This is a genomic window from Acidovorax sp. GW821-FHT10E04, assembly GCF_059415185.1.
The window spans coordinates 66808-80839 of record NZ_JBWKMT010000009.1 but is presented as its reverse complement, the minus strand read 5'-3'; the positions used below and the strand labels follow the sequence as shown (position 1 = coordinate 80839).

At 65.6% G+C, this 14032-nt stretch carries 13 protein-coding genes; 5 read left to right on the top strand and 8 right to left on the bottom strand.

Features of this window, described 5'->3' with window-relative positions:
• Positions 1-216 precede the first annotated feature (216 nt).
• The 5 genes from flhC to AC07OC_RS24525 form a co-directional block, all read right to left on the bottom strand.
• Positions 217-774 carry a flagellar transcriptional regulator FlhC gene (gene flhC, locus AC07OC_RS24545; RefSeq protein ID WP_218293757.1) on the bottom strand — a complete coding sequence of 186 codons (558 nt, stop codon included), beginning with the start codon at positions 772-774 and terminating at the stop codon, positions 217-219.
• A gap of 57 nt (positions 775-831) precedes the next feature.
• Entirely contained in the window at positions 832-1158 is a 327-nt protein-coding gene (gene flhD / locus AC07OC_RS24540; protein ID WP_008902803.1) for a flagellar transcriptional regulator FlhD, read from the bottom strand.
• A 319-nt stretch (positions 1159-1477) separates the two neighbouring features.
• On the bottom strand, positions 1478-2380 hold the full coding sequence (locus AC07OC_RS24535) for a sulfurtransferase (RefSeq protein WP_218341676.1): 903 nt from the start codon (positions 2378-2380) through the stop codon (positions 1478-1480).
• 102 nt (positions 2381-2482) lie between these two features.
• Positions 2483-3394 carry a DMT family transporter gene (locus tag AC07OC_RS24530; RefSeq protein ID WP_218341675.1) on the bottom strand — a complete coding sequence of 304 codons (912 nt, stop codon included), beginning with the start codon at positions 3392-3394 and terminating at the stop codon, positions 2483-2485.
• Between the two features lie 140 nt (positions 3395-3534).
• Entirely contained in the window at positions 3535-4689 is a 1155-nt protein-coding gene (locus AC07OC_RS24525) for an aromatic ring-hydroxylating oxygenase subunit alpha (RefSeq protein WP_218341674.1), read from the bottom strand.
• A 309-nt stretch (positions 4690-4998) separates the two neighbouring features.
• Between AC07OC_RS24525 and xseB the strand changes: the two genes are divergently transcribed.
• The 5 genes from xseB (at position 4999) to AC07OC_RS24500 (ending at position 10829) form a co-directional block, all read left to right on the top strand.
• Entirely contained in the window at positions 4999-5241 is a 243-nt protein-coding gene (gene xseB, locus AC07OC_RS24520) for an exodeoxyribonuclease VII small subunit (RefSeq protein ID WP_218293763.1), read from the top strand.
• Positions 5238-6176, top strand: a complete 939-nt coding sequence (locus AC07OC_RS24515) for a polyprenyl synthetase family protein (protein WP_218294430.1) — start codon at positions 5238-5240, stop codon at positions 6174-6176. Before xseB ends, AC07OC_RS24515 begins: the two co-directional genes overlap by 4 nt.
• A 98-nt stretch (positions 6177-6274) precedes the next feature.
• Entirely contained in the window at positions 6275-8155 is a 1881-nt protein-coding gene (gene dxs / locus AC07OC_RS24510; protein WP_218341673.1) for a 1-deoxy-D-xylulose-5-phosphate synthase, read from the top strand.
• 284 nt (positions 8156-8439) lie between these two features.
• The gene (locus tag AC07OC_RS24505) at positions 8440-9522 is read left to right on the top strand and encodes a TRAP transporter substrate-binding protein (protein WP_218293766.1); all 1083 of its coding nucleotides are present in this window, start codon (positions 8440-8442) and stop codon (positions 9520-9522) included.
• Positions 9523-9746: 224 nt separating this feature from the next.
• Positions 9747-10829 (top strand): TRAP transporter substrate-binding protein, encoded by a 1083-nt coding sequence (locus tag AC07OC_RS24500; RefSeq protein ID WP_218293768.1) that lies wholly within the window; start codon positions 9747-9749, stop codon positions 10827-10829.
• A gap of 407 nt (positions 10830-11236) precedes the next feature.
• Here AC07OC_RS24500 and AC07OC_RS24495 read toward each other — a convergent pair whose 3' ends face one another.
• The 3 genes from AC07OC_RS24495 to AC07OC_RS24485 form a co-directional block, all read right to left on the bottom strand.
• Positions 11237-11725 (bottom strand): hypothetical protein, encoded by a 489-nt coding sequence (locus AC07OC_RS24495; RefSeq protein WP_218293769.1) that lies wholly within the window; start codon positions 11723-11725, stop codon positions 11237-11239.
• A 34-nt stretch (positions 11726-11759) separates the two neighbouring features.
• Positions 11760-13280 carry a TRAP transporter large permease gene (locus tag AC07OC_RS24490; RefSeq protein ID WP_218293771.1) on the bottom strand — a complete coding sequence of 507 codons (1521 nt, stop codon included), beginning with the start codon at positions 13278-13280 and terminating at the stop codon, positions 11760-11762.
• A 97-nt stretch (positions 13281-13377) separates the two neighbouring features.
• A complete protein-coding gene (locus AC07OC_RS24485) occupies positions 13378-13917 on the bottom strand; it encodes a TRAP transporter small permease subunit (protein ID WP_218293772.1) in 540 nt (179 codons plus the stop codon).
• Between the last annotated feature and the right edge of the window lie 115 nt (positions 13918-14032).

The following is a 14032-nucleotide window of genomic DNA, read 5'->3' as shown; positions in this document are numbered from 1 at the left end:
CTGCTCGCGCTTTTTTTATAAGCGCAAAGTGCCAATTTGACTTGGATTCTTGAACGCTCGACCCGACCGGGCGAGCCTTGCGAACTGGCGCTGCCTTCTCCCTTGCCAGGGATGCCAGGCAAGGGCCGCCCCGCAGCGAGGGCATCGTCCCCTTTCCCGAATCGCGTAGCGGTTCGAGAGAAGGGGGAAGCGGCAAAGCCGCTCGGGGGGATGTACTTAATGCAGCATCAGTGCACCGGCCGTCTTGCTCTTGCCAGCGCGGGCGGGTGGGTTGCACAGGCCGCAGGTGAAATGGCGGTTCTCGTACAGCTCGGTCACGAACTGGCCGCTGCACTGGGCGCACTTGGTGCGGGTGAGCATGCCGGCATCCACGAATTTCACCAGACGCCAGGCGCGGGTGAACGACAGCAGGGGTTCGATCTCGGCCGTGGCCACCTGTTCGTTGTACAGGCGGTAGGCCTTGGTCAGCAGCTCCACCGAATCCAGGTCCACGCCCTTGGACAGGTATTCGTAGATGTTCAAAAACAGCGAGCTGTGGATGTTCTCCTGCCAGGTCAGGAACCAGTCGGTGGAGAAGGGCAGCTGGCCCTTCGATGGCGACTTGCCCGCGATTTCCTTGTACAGGCGGATCAGGCGCTCGTACGACAGCGTGGTTTCCGACTCCAGCACCTGCATGCGGGCGCCCATCTGGATCAGCATGGCGGCGCGTTCGATCTGCTTGGATTCGTTCAGAACGCTCTTGGCTGGGGCTTTGGCGGCGGTGGTGGAGGACATGGCGGGCTTTCGGCGAGAGAGATGGAGGGCGTTCGGTGCAAAGGTCTGGCGGTGGGCTCAGAGCACTTCGGACACGCGGCTGGCCATCAGGATGTTGGCGTGCAGCGTGTTGGTGGCCTCGTTGCCCACCTTCTTGGCCGAGTGGTTGGTGAGCAGGCTCCACACCAGGTTGTCGTCCACGCGGAAGCTGCAAAGAAGCGTGTTTCTGGAGGCCAGTTTCATCACTTGCGCCGCCGACAGCGATGCGAGAATATCGGCAGACTCCTCGTTCATGCCCAAGCGGAACACGGCCTCTGCCTTGTCCTGGCGAATCAGGGTCTGGGCCAGCATCAGGTAAGTGAGGTTGGCTTCGCGGATTTCAGCGAGGAGTTGTTCGTTGGTCATGGCGGCTTCCTTTGTTCCAGTTCCGGGTCTTGCGTGGTGGCCTGCTGTTTGCAGGTTTTCGCGATCCGTTGAAATGGATTGTGAAACCGCCCCAATCAAAAATTAAGTCGGGGTTTGGCTGTGCCGCGTGTCTGGTTCTGCGGTGGGCTGCGTAGGAATTTGCCCTACACGCACATCAGGTGCAGGCTGGCATTTCAGGCGGTGGTCGCTGCTGTGGCAGTGGGCCCAGGCTGCCCACTTCTGTTCATGGTTTTGATAGCACCCTCAAAACCATCTTTTTTGCACTTTTACAACCTGCGCTGCGGTGCTGGACGCTGGATCAGCCTTTTTCGACCGGGCGCGTGGGGTCTGAACACCACTCGCTCCAGCTGCCAGCAAACAATGCTGTCGGGCCGAGGCCGGCTATCTCCATGCCCAGCAGATTGGGCACGGCGCTCACGCCGCTGCCGCACTGGTGCACCACGGTGGCGGGGTCACGGCCGCCTAGCAGCGCTTCAAATTCAGAGCGCAGCACGTCAGCAGGCTTGAAGCGGCCATCCGCGCCGATGTTTTCGGCAAATGGGCGGTTCAGCGCGCCTGGAATGTGGCCGGCCACGGGGTCCAGCGGCTCCACCTCGCCCCGGTAGCGGGCACCTGCACGGGCGTCGATCACGGTCTGGCCGGGCTGCTGCAGGCGCGCAAGCACCTCGCTGGCCGTGGCCAGCTGGCGCAAGGGGGCGCCCAGCTGGAAATTGGTCTGGAAGTGCGCGGGCTCTTCGCCGCTGTTCACCGCCCCCCCGGCGGCCTGCCAGGCTTGCAGCCCACCGTCGAGCACGGCCACAGCATCGTGCCCCTCCCACTTGAGCATCCACCACAGGCGGCCACAGTAGTTGGCGCCCTGGCGGTCGTACACCACGGCCTGCATGCCATTGGCAAAACCTACGCTGGACAGCCACATTGCAAAACGCTCGCGGCTGGGCAGGGGGTGGCGCCCACCGGATGCCGGCTGGTCGGCTTCCTGGGCGGTCAGCGTGCCGTGAGCTCCGGGGGCACCGTGTTTGGCGCTGAGGTCGTTGTCAAGGTTGGCGTACACCGCGCCGGGGATGTGCGCCTGTGCGTACTGCTGTGCACCGGCTGTGGGTTGCATCAGTTCGAAGCTGCAGTCAAACACCATCAGCGGCGCACCGCTGGCGATCAGGGATTGCAGGTCGGGGGCAGAGATGAGCGTGGTGTAGGTGGTCATCGGCAGAAAATGGGCAAAGTAACGGAGTGCGTCGAAAGGGGCTCCATTGTGGCCATCCCGGTGGAGCGTGTCCTCGTCTGGCCGTATCTGTTTTTGTATCCGTCAGTGTTCTTCGGCAGGTGCCCCGGGCGCAGCCCGCGCGCGCAGGATGGTGGCAACGATGCCGCTGCCCACGATGAGGGCCATGCCCAACCAGCCGATGGGCGGGATCTTGTCGCCAAACAGCAGCACGCTGTAGACGGCGGCAAACACGATGCCTGAATACTGCAGATTGGCCACCACCAGCGTGCCGCGCTGGGTCTTGGCGCTGGCGTAGGCCTTGGTCATGCACAGCTGGCCGCCCGCGGCCAGCACGCCGATGGGCAGCAGCCACAGCGCCTGCCAGCCCGGCCAGGCCGAGGTGCCGGTGAACAGCATGGCCACGCCGCCCGCCACCGCCGAGCCGACGGCGAAGTAGAAGACGGTGCGCGACTCGGGCTCGCCCAGGCGCGACAGCGCCACCACCTGCATATAGGCAAACGCAGCCGTCAGGCCCGACATCAGCCCGATCAGGCCGGCAAAGGCCTGGTTCTGGTCCAGGCTGGGGCGCAGCATCAGCACCACGCCCACAAAACCGACCAGCACGGTGAGCACCAGCGGGCCTTGCAGGGCCGGGCGCGGGGTGGCTGGCGAGGGGCGCCAGGCCAGCAGCGTGCCCCCGATCAGGAAGGCGGCGATCCACACGCTGCTCATGTAGTTGAGCGTCATGGCCGTGGCCAGGGGCAGGTGGGCGATGGCGAAGAACCAGGCTCCGAGCGAGGTCACGCCCACCAGGCTGCGCCAGGCGTGCATGCCGGGGTATTGCGTCGCCAGCGTCACCTTTTGCGAGCGCGCCAGCAGCCACAGGATGAACATGCCGATCAGGCCCCGGTAGCACACCAGCTCGGCCGAGTTGAAAAAGTCCGACGCGATCTTGACGCACACGCCCATGCTGGCAAACAGGAACGCGGCCAACACCATCCAGAGGGCTTGCATCGGGTTGTGGTCTCTCGAGGCGCGCCGTGGGGCGCAGAAATGAAAATAGCTGCCAGCGCTTATTTTTTAAGCACTGGCAGCTATTGTAATGAGAGCAGACCATGGTGGGCCTGCGGATTGGCGGGGTTTTGCCGCCGTATTCAGCGTTTTGGCGTGGCCGGGTCGATGGTGTCCGAGCCCATCGCCTCACGGTACCACTCGTGGAAGTGCTGCATGCCGTCTTCCATGGGGCTTTGGTAGGGGCCGACCTCGTTGTCGCCGCGCGCCAGCAGCGCCTTGCGGCCTGCGTCCATGCGCTCGCCGATTTCGTCGTCCTCGATGCAGGTCTCCATATAGGCGGCCTTCTGCGCCTCGACGAATTCGCGCTCGAAGGCGGCGATCTCCTCGGGGTAGTAGAACTCCACCATGTTCAGCGTCTTGGTGGGGCTGACGGGGTGCAGCGTGGACACGGTGAGCACATGCGGGTACCACTCCACCATGATGTGGGGGTACAGCGTGAGCCAGATGGCTCCGTGCTTGGGCGGCTTGCCCTCCCGGAAGGCGAGCAGGGCCTCATGCCAGCGCTCGTACACGGGGCTGCCGGCCTTGCCCAGGCGGTTGGCCACGCCCACGGTCTGCACCGAGTAGTTCTTGCCGAACTCCCAGCGCAGGTCCTCGCAGGTCACGAAGCTGCCCAGGCCCGGGTGGAAGGGCCCCACGTGGTAGTCCTCGAGATAGACCTCGATGAAGGTCTTCCAGTTGTAGTTGCACTCGTGCAGCTCCACGTGGTCGAGCACGTAGCCCTCGAAGTCCAGGTCGGCGCGCGGGCCCATCTGGGCGAGGTCGGCGGCCACGTCGTAACCGTTGTCCTCGAACAGCAGGCCGTTCCACTCGCGCAGCTTGTAGTTGTTCAGGTTCAGGCAGGGGTCGTTCGCGAAGTGCGGGGCGCCCAGCAGCTCGCCCTGGGGGCTGTAGGTCCAGCGGTGCAGGGGGCACACGATGTTGCCGCCCGCGCTGCCCTTTTGCTGGGTGTGCAGCGAGCCCTTGCCCTGGAGCATGACGGCCTGGCGGTGGCGGCAGACGTTGGAGACGAGCTCGACCCCCCCCTGGGCGTTGCGCACCAGGGCGCGGCCCTCGCCCTCCTGGGGCAGTGCGTAGTAGTCGCCGACGTTCGGCACGGACAGTTGATGCCCCACATAGCGGGGCCCGCGCTGGAAGATGGACTCCAGCTCGCGCTGGAACAGCGCATCGTCAAAGTAGCTTGAAACTGGTAGTTGGCTTGCGGCCTGCTGCAGTTGAAGACTTAAATCAGACATGGGTGACCTGACCTAAAGACTCCCCACAGGGAGGTGCGCCTGGGCGCATCTGGAAAAAAGAAACCGGCTCAGGAGATGAGCCGGCTCGACGGGAATGGGATTATAGGCGGTGGGGTTATTCCCGCATCCCACTTACGTGTATTGAAACCCCTGTTCCGGCCATCTGCTCACGGCGCGCCGCGGCCCTGTGGCGGGCCGGACACAGGCTTCTGGCGCCGGGGGCGGAGCGCGCCGGGGGGCGTCCCGCGCCGCGCCGCGGTGGTGCGCCTAAAATGACCGGTTTTTCACCCGCGCACCGTCGCCCCCTCCATGCCCAAGGCTCCCGCAACTCCCGCGCCCCCCGCCGAACCCGCTAGCTACGAAGCGGCGCTGGAAGAGCTGGAGCAACTCGTGGCCCGCATTGAATCGGGCCAGCTGCCGCTGGACCAGATGCTGGCCGGCTACCAGCGCGGTGCGGCGCTGCTGGCGTTCTGCCGCCAGCGGCTCGATGCCGTGCAGGACCAGATCAAGGTGCTGGACGAAGGACAGCTGCAACCATGGAACCAGGAATGAGCGCGGTGCCGATGGCGTGTGCGAGCCGACCCCTTGACATGAATCTCTGGAGCCAGAACCACCTGGCACGCGTGGAGCAGGCCCTCTCGCAGTGGGTGGGCCACGGCGCGCCCGCCGGGCTGGGCGATGCCATGCGCTACGCCGTGCTCGACGGCGGCAAGCGCCTGCGGCCCCTGCTGGTGCTGGCGGCCTATGAGGCGGTGTGCAGCGGTGCCTCCGCCTCCGCGGTGTTCGACGACGCGGCGCTGCGCGCGGCCTGCGCGGTGGAGCTGATCCACGCCTACTCGCTGGTGCACGATGACATGCCCTGCATGGACAACGACGTGCTGCGCCGGGGCAAGCCCACGGTGCACGTGCAGTTTGGCGAGGCCCAGGCGCTGCTGGCGGGCGACGCCCTGCAGGCCTTTGCGTTCGAATTGCTGACGCCGGACAACACCCTCATCCCCGCGGCCACCCAGGCCGCGCTGTGCCGGCTGCTGGCCTGCGCTGCGGGGTCGGCCGGCATGGCGGGTGGGCAGGCGATCGACCTGGCCAGCGTGGGGGTTGCGCTCACGCAGGACCAGCTGCGGCAGATGCACCGCCTCAAGACGGGCGCGCTGCTGCAGGGCAGCGTGCTCATGGGCGCGGTGTGCGGCCATGCGGTGGGCGCGGCGTACCAGGCGCTGTCCGACTATGGCGCCGCCATGGGCCTTGCGTTCCAGGTGGTCGACGACATCCTGGACGTGGTGGCCGATTCGGCCACGCTGGGCAAGACGGCGGGCAAGGACGCGGCGGCCGACAAGCCCACCTATGTCTCGCTGCTTGGGCTGGAGCCCGCGCGGGCCCATGCCGACGAACTCCTGGGCGAGGCGCATGCGGCGCTGGCCCGCAGCGGCCTGCCCGATACCCGCGCACTGGCGGCCCTGGCGGACATGGTGGTGCGCCGCTCGCACTGAGCAGGGCCCGGGCCGTGCCGCGTCGCGATGAAGAAACATACCAAACTGGCCACTGGCGCTTATCGGTAAAGCGCTGGAAGCTATAAAAAGAATAGTAAATGTCCACGACGTCCTTTCCCCTGCTGCAGAACATCAATGACCCGGCAGACCTGCGCAAGCTCTCGCGCGCAGACCTCAAGGCGCTGGCCACCGAACTGCGCGAGTTCGTGCTGCAGAGCGTCTCCCAGACCGGCGGCCACCTCAGCTCCAACCTGGGCACGGTGGAGCTGACCGTGGCGCTGCACCACGTCTTCAACACCCCCGAAGACCGCCTCGTGTGGGACGTGGGCCACCAGACTTACCCCCACAAGATCCTGACCGGCCGGCGCGACCGCATGCATACGCTGCGCCAGCTGGGCGGTATCTCGGGGTTTCCGCAGCGGGCGGAAAGCGTGTATGACACCTTCGGAACGGCGCACTCGAGCACCAGCATCTCGGCGGCACTGGGCATGGCGCTGGCCGCCAAGCGCAAGGGAGAAGACCGGCATGCGGTGGCCATCATCGGCGACGGCGCGATGAGCGCCGGCATGGCCTTCGAGGCGCTCAACAACGGCGGCGTGGCCGACGCCAACCTGCTTGTCGTGCTCAACGACAACGACATGAGCATCAGCCCGCCCGTCGGTGCGCTCAACCGCTACCTGGCCCAGCTCATGAGCGGCCAGTTCTACGCCGCCGCCAAGAACGTAGGCAAGACCGTGCTGCGCCCCGTGCCGCCCCTGCTGGAGCTGGCCAAGCGCTTCGAGCAGCAGGCCAAGGGCATGGTGGTGCCCGCCACGCTGTTCGAGAAGTTCGGCTTCAACTACATCGGTCCCATCGACGGCCACGACCTCGATTCGCTGATCCCCACGCTCGAGAACATCAAGAGCCTCAAGGGCCCGCAGTTCCTGCACGTGGTTACCAAGAAGGGCCAGGGCTACAAGCTGGCCGAGGCCGACCCCGTGGCCTACCACGGCCCCGGCAAGTTCGACCCGGCCGTGGGCCTGGTCAAGAGCAGCGCCGCGCCGAAGCCCACCTTCACCCAGGTGTTCGGCCAGTGGCTGTGCGACATGGCCGCGCACGACGGGCGCCTGGTGGGCATCACGCCCGCCATGCGCGAAGGCTCGGGCATGGTCGAGTTTGAAAAGCGCTTTCCGGACCGCTACTACGACGTGGGCATCGCCGAGCAGCACGCCGTGACGTTCGCCGCCGGCATGGCCTGCGAGGGCGTCAAGCCCGTGGTGGCGATCTACTCCACCTTCCTGCAGCGCGGCTACGACCAGCTGATCCACGACGTGGCGCTGCAGAACCTGCCCGTGGTGTTCGCGCTCGACCGTGCCGGGCTGGTGGGCGCGGACGGCGCCACGCATGCCGGGGCGTATGACATCCCGTTTGTGCGCTGCATCCCGAACATGAGCATGGCCTGCCCGGCCGACGAGCGCGAATGCCGCCAGTTGCTGAGCAGCGCCTTCGAGCAGGACCACCCCGTGGCCGTGCGCTACCCGCGCGGCAGCGGCGCGGGCGTGGCGCCGCTGGCGGGCCTGGACAGCCTGCCCTTTGGCAAGGGCGAGATCCGCCGCGAGCGCCAGGGCACCCGTGCCGGTGCCCCGCGCATCGCCATCCTGTCGTTTGGCACGCTGCTGTACCCCGCGCTCGAAGCGGCCGAGGCGCTGGACGCCACGGTGGTCAACATGCGCTGGGCCAAGCCCGTCGACGAGGCGCTGCTGCGTGAAGTGGCCGAGCGCCACGATGCGCTGGTCACGCTGGAAGAAGGCGCGATCATGGGCGGCGCGGGCAGCGCCGTGACCGAAGCGCTCAACGCCATGGGCATCGTGCGCCCGGTGCTGCAGCTGGGCCTGCCGGACGTGTTCATCGAGCACGGCGATCCGGCCAGGCTCCTGGCATTGCAGGGGCTCGACGCGGCGGGAATCCGCAACGCGATAGAGAAGCGGTTCCCGGGCTAGGGCGAACGGCCGCGCTGCGCGGACTGGCTTCGCCGACGGCCGCATGCCGTGGGTGGGTGCGCAGACCGCGCCCTCTGCTTTTTTCCGGGACAGGGTGGGGCGGCTGACGGCGGGGCCGCCAGCCGGTGCCGCGCATGGCCTTGCGTGCCCGGGAAAACCTAGAGGGCCAGCCGCGGACCCTCCTCCTACAATTGCGACAAAAGGCAACAGTGCCCGTCCCCCGCCAGCGCCGCAATGGCGCCATGCGCCCGCGCCTGCCAACACCCCTCTTGGAGACAAGTTCTATGGATCGCCGCTCTCTCGTCAGACACGCAGGTATCGCAGGGGTCCTGGCCACCGGCGTGGCGCCCGCGGTGTTTGCGCAGGCATCCATCCGGTGGCGCCTGGCCTCCAGTTTCCCCAAGTCGCTGGACACCATCTATGGCGGCGCGGAGGTGTTCGCCAAGGCCGTGAAAGTAATGACGAACGGCCGCTTCGAGATATCCGTGCACGCGGGGGGCGAACTCGTGCCGGCATTTGGCGTGGTGGACGCCGTGCAGGGCGGCGCGGTCGAGATGTGCCATACCGTGCCGTATTACTTCTACGGCAAGAGCCCCGCCTTCGCGCTGGGCTCGGCCATCCCCTTCGGCTTCAACGCGCGCCAGATGAGCGCCTGGATGCTCCATGGCAATGGGCGCAAGCTCATGGACGAGTTCTACGCCGGCTTCAGCATGGTCAGTTTCGCGGGGGGAAACACCGGCACGCAGATGGGCGGGTGGTACTTGCGCGAGATCAAGAGCCCGAGCGACTTCAAGGGCATGAAGATGCGCCTGGGCGGCGGTCTGGTGGGTGAAGTGATGTCCCGGCTGGGCGCCATTCCGCAGAGCATTCCGGGGGGCGAGATCTACCAGGCCCTGCAAAAGGGCACCATCGACGCCGCCGAATGGGTGGGGCCGTATGACGACCAGAAGCTGGGGTTCAACAAGGTGGCGCCCTTTTACTATTACCCCGGCTGGTGGGAGGGCGGGCCCGAGGTGGATTTCTTCATCCACAAGAAGGCGTTCGACGGCCTCTCGGCCGACAACAAGCTCATCGTGGAGGCAGCCGCCGCCATCGCGCACGCGGACATGCTGGCCAAGTACGACGCGCTGAACCCCACCGCGCTCAAGCAGCTGGTGGCCGCCAAGACCAAGGTGCTGCCGTTCTCGCAAAGTGTCATGGATGCGGCCTTCAAGGCGTCCATGGAGGTCTTTGCGCACAACGATTCCAAAAGCCCCGAGTGGAAGAAGATCTACGGGGACATGCGCAACTTCCAGCGCGACCAGATCCTCTGGTTCCGCTTTGCCGAAGCGCGCTACGACACCTTCATGTCGGCGCAGAAGATCTGACGCCGCTTCCAGGCGATGCGGCCCGTTGCGGCCTTGCGTGCGCGGGGCGCAGCCGATGCTTGCAGAACCCTGAAGCCCTGATCGGGCGTCTGGGATTTCACGGGAAAACCCGCAAATCCGGCACTGGGCATGTTCCTACAATCGACTCCGGTAAAAAGGTTCTTGGCCCGTGGGTTACCGCCCGTTGCGCCAAGTTGTGCAATCGAGTTTTCGGAGATAACCACATGGATCGTCGTTCAATCATCAAGCATGCGGGCATCGCGGGCGTGCTGGCCGCGGGTGTTGCGCCTGCCGTTCACGCACAGGCTGCCGTGCGCTGGCGCCTTGCGTCGAGCTTCCCCAAGCCCCTTGACACCATCTACGGCGGTGCCGAGGTGTTTGCCAATGCGGTGAAGGCCATGTCGGGCGGCAAGTTCGAGATTTCGGTGCACGCTGGCGGCGAACTGATGCCCGCCATGGGCGTGGCTGACGGCGTGCAGCAAGGCTCCGTGGAAATGTGCCACACCGTGCCGTACTACTTCTACGGCAAGAACCCCGCGTTCGCGCTGGGCTCCGCGATCCCGTTCGGCATGAACTCGCGCCAGATGAACGCGTGGATGATGCACGGCAACGGCCGCAAGCTGATGGACGAGTTCTACGCAGGCTACGGCATGCTGAGCTTCGCGGGCGGCAACACGGGCACGCAGATGGGCGGCTGGTACCGCAAGGAAATCAAGTCGGTCGCTGACCTCAAGGGCCTGAAGATGCGCCTGGGCGGCGGCCTCGTCGGCGAAGTGATGCAGAAGATGGGTGTTGTTCCCCAAAGCCTGCCAGGCGGCGAAATCTACCAGGCGCTGGAAAAAGGCACCATCGATGCGGCGGAATGGGTCGGCCCCTATGACGACCAGAAGCTGGGCTTCAACAAGGTGGCGCCTCACTACTACTACCCCGGCTGGTGGGAAGGCGGTCCTGAAGTGGACTTCTTCATCAACCAGAAGGCCTTCGATGCCCTGTCGGCCGAGAACAAGGCCATCATCCAGTCCGCTTCGTCGCACGCCGCCGTGGACATGCTGGCCAAGTACGACGCCCGCAACCCCGTGGCCCTCAAGCAACTGATCGGCGCGAAGATCAAGCTGCTGCCCTTCACCAAGGACGTGCTGGACGCTTCGTTCAAGGCTTCCCAGGAGGTGTACGCCGAGAACGATGCCAAGAGCCCCGAGTGGAAGAAGATCTATGCGGACTTCCGCAACTTCCAGCGCGACCAGGTGGCATGGTTCCGCGTGGCCGAAGGCCGTTTCGACAGCTACATGCAGACCCTCAAGCTCTGACGCCCCGCCGCGCTCAGTGCAACAAGAAAACCGCGCCCTGGCGCGGTTTTTTCATGGGCGTCGTTTTTCTATTCGCTGTTCGGTCCGCTCGCCAGAGGATGGGCCCACGCAGCGGGAGCCGGGGCCGCCGCCGGGCTCCTCATCCCCGTGGCACGCAGCTCCACCCATGGCCAACCCCTGGCTCACCTTGCCCTGCGTGTGGCATGCAGCGCCCCCGGTGGCCGTGCGGGGAGTGTTCAAGAGGCCTGGGGGCACGGCGCGGGAGGTTGCACACGGGCCCCGGGAACGTCCGCCAGGAGAGTAGTCGCCGCTGCGCGTTGGCGAGTCGGGCCCGCCGTCGTGTGGAGCGCATGAAAAAGGCGGGCACCCCTCTCGGAGTGCCCGCCTCTCCACGAAGCCGTGGCGGCTCAGAATTGCCGGAAGGCGCTGAGCTCTTTTCCCATGCGCTCGAACTCGCCGATCAGTGCGGGCGTGGCGCCATAGAACACCGTGAACTTGCCGGCGAGCGTGCGCACGTACAGGCGGGGAGCGATGAGCCAGCTGAACCCGCGCACGCGGATCAGCCGCACATAGGCCAGGTCGTCGTAGGGCATGGCCTTGTCCCACACCCAGCGCTGGTGCAGGCCTTTCGTGTCCATGCGCGTGGTGCTCACCATGATGCTCCACCAGGTCCAGGCCATCAGCGCCAGGCCCGCGATGAACCATCCGGTGCCCGTGCCCACCGAGTTGCCCAGCGCTCCCCGTGTCCACAGCTGGGCGAACCACAGGGCGCAACCGCCCACGATCACGGTGGCCATGAGCCGGAACGAGCGCGAGAACGCGGGGCCCACGACCGTGCCGCCCTCGGGTGTAAATCGAAAGGGCTCGGGCAGGGGCAGCGGGGTGAGGTTCAGCATGGCAATGGGAGCGCGGGGATGGGCCTGTTGTGCATCACTTTGCCGGTTCCGACGCTGCTTCAGCCGGGGCGTTGCCGAAAGGGTTCTCGCCGGCGGTTTCTCCGCCCGCATCGGGCGTGGCTTCCGAGCGCATCAGGTCATCCGTCGGCACCTCGATCTGGACCTTGTCGGTGTCGATGATCTCCTGTTTGGGCAGGAACATGGTCACCGTCTGTGGCACGAAGATCACGATGGTCACCAGCAGCAGCTGCATGATCACCCAGGGAATCGCGCCCATGTAGATGTCGCTGGACAGCACGGGCTTGGGAATGCGGCCTTCCTTGAAGAGCGTGTTGGCGATACCCCGCAGGTAGAAAAGCGCGAAACCGAAGGGCGGGTGCATGAAGCTCGTCTGCATGTTCACGCACAGCAGCACGCCGAACCAGATCAGGTCGATGCCCAGCTTGTCGGCCACGGGGCCCAGCATGGGCAGGATGATGAAGGCGATCTCGAAGAAGTCGAGGAAGAACGCCAGGAAGAAGATGAACAGGTTCACCGCGATCAGGAAGCCGATCTGGCCGCCGGGCAGGCCCGAGAGCATGTGTTCGACCCACTTGGCGCCGTCCACGCCCTGGAACACCATCGAGAACACGCGTGCACCGATCAGGATGAACACCACCATGGCGGTCAGGCGCATGGTGCCCTGCATGGCTTCCCACATCAGGGCCAGCGTCAGGCGCTTGTGGATCGCGGCCAGGACCATGGCGCCCACCACGCCCATGGCGCCCGCCTCGGTCGGCGTCGCAATGGCGGTGTCGATGCCGGGCAGGCCGCCCATGGAGCCCAGCACGGCGAAGATCAGCAGGGCCGACGGGATGATGCCGCGCAGGCACTTGAGCCACAGCTTGGCGCCCGACATGGTGCGCGCTTCCTTCGGGATGCCCGGCAGGTAGTGGGGCTTGAAGACGCCCAGCATGAACGTGTAGCCCGCGAAGATCAGCACCTGCAGGATGGAGGGACCCCAGGCGCCGCGGTACATGTCACCCACCGAGCGTCCCAGCTGGTCGGCCATCACGATCAGCACGAGCGAGGGCGGCACCAGCTGCGTGATGGTGCCCGAGGCGGCCAGCACGCCGGTGGCGTAGCGCATGTTGTAGCCATAGCGGATCATGACGGGCAGCGAGATGAGCGCCATGGCGATCACCTGGCCCGCCACCGTGCCGGTGATGGCCCCCAGGATGAAGCCCACGATGATCACCGAGTAGCCCAGGCCGCCGCGCACGGTGCCGAAGAGCTGGCCCATGGAGTCGAGCATGTCTTCGGCCAGGCCGCATTTCTCGAGGATGGCGCCCATGAAGGTGAAGAACGGAATGGCCAGCAAAAGCTCGTTGCTCAGGATCCCGAAGATATTGATGGGCAGGTTGGCCATGAAGACGGCGGGGAACCAGCCCATCTCGATGGCGAAGAAGCCCGAGGCCAGCCCCAGCGCGGCCAGCGAGAAGGCGACGGGGAAGCCGATCAGCATCACCACCACCAAGCCCGCGAACATGATCGGGGCAAAGTTTTCCATTTGCATTTTGTTGTTCCTGAAAATCCGGAATTGAGAGCGTGGCGCGGCGGGCTTCGCAGCTCAGCGGCACCACGGGTTCATGGTTCGGCGCTTGCGGGCCGGATTACTGAACCGGTTTCTCGTAGTGGGTGCTCATCTGGTAGATGCCGCGCAGATAGGCCACGCGCTTGATGATCTCGGCCAGGCCCTGCAGGAACATCAGTGAAAAACCGATCGGCATGAGCAGGATGGCGGGCCAGCGGATCAGCCCCCCCGCATTGCCCGACATTTCGCCCGAGAAGAAGGCACGGGTGAACAGCGGCCAGCTCAGGTAGGCGATCAGCAGCATGGCGGGCAGCAGAAACACCACCAGGCCCGCGATGTCGACATACACCTGCTTGTTGCCGCGCAGCTTGCCGTAGATGATGTCGACGCGCACGTGCTCATTGAGCATGAGGACGAACGGAGCGCCCAGCATCACGGTGGCGGCGAACAGGTACCACTGGATCTCCAGCCAGGCGTTGGAGCTGAGGTCCAGGCCATAGCGGATGAAGGCGTTGCCTGCCGAGATGAGCGCCGCGGCCAGGACGGTCCACGTGGCCACCTTGCTGAGCTTGCCGGAAATCCAGTCCATGCCCAAGGCTAATTTGAGTAGTGCTGACACTTGGTGTCTCCTGAGAGTATAAAAAAGGGGCGAGCCCAATGCGCTGCTGGGCCCAGGGGCATGTCCGCGGCCTGCACGGCGCGCAGCAATATCCCAACGGGTGTCCGAAAGTAAC

What these genes read in the sequence shown, in the direction of transcription:
- AC07OC_RS24525 (WP_218341674.1), bottom strand. Translation starts at nt 4,689, where the DNA reads ATGTCTGATTTAAGTCTTCAACTGCAGCAGGCCGCAAGCCAACTACCA.
- flhD (WP_008902803.1), bottom strand. Translation starts at nt 1,158, where the DNA reads ATGACCAACGAACAACTCCTCGCTGAAATCCGCGAAGCCAACCTCACT.
- dxs (WP_218341673.1), top strand. Translation starts at nt 6,275, where the DNA reads ATGTCCACGACGTCCTTTCCCCTGCTGCAGAACATCAATGACCCGGCA.
- AC07OC_RS24515 (WP_218294430.1), top strand. Translation starts at nt 5,238, where the DNA reads ATGAGCGCGGTGCCGATGGCGTGTGCGAGCCGACCCCTTGACATGAAT.
- AC07OC_RS24530 (WP_218341675.1), bottom strand. Translation starts at nt 3,394, where the DNA reads ATGCAAGCCCTCTGGATGGTGTTGGCCGCGTTCCTGTTTGCCAGCATG.
- AC07OC_RS24500 (WP_218293768.1), top strand. Translation starts at nt 9,747, where the DNA reads ATGGATCGTCGTTCAATCATCAAGCATGCGGGCATCGCGGGCGTGCTG.
- AC07OC_RS24490 (WP_218293771.1), bottom strand. Translation starts at nt 13,280, where the DNA reads ATGCAAATGGAAAACTTTGCCCCGATCATGTTCGCGGGCTTGGTGGTG.
- AC07OC_RS24535 (WP_218341676.1), bottom strand. Translation starts at nt 2,380, where the DNA reads ATGACCACCTACACCACGCTCATCTCTGCCCCCGACCTGCAATCCCTG.
- flhC (WP_218293757.1), bottom strand. Translation starts at nt 774, where the DNA reads ATGTCCTCCACCACCGCCGCCAAAGCCCCAGCCAAGAGCGTTCTGAAC.
- AC07OC_RS24505 (WP_218293766.1), top strand. Translation starts at nt 8,440, where the DNA reads ATGGATCGCCGCTCTCTCGTCAGACACGCAGGTATCGCAGGGGTCCTG.
- AC07OC_RS24495 (WP_218293769.1), bottom strand. Translation starts at nt 11,725, where the DNA reads ATGCTGAACCTCACCCCGCTGCCCCTGCCCGAGCCCTTTCGATTTACA.
- xseB (WP_218293763.1), top strand. Translation starts at nt 4,999, where the DNA reads ATGCCCAAGGCTCCCGCAACTCCCGCGCCCCCCGCCGAACCCGCTAGC.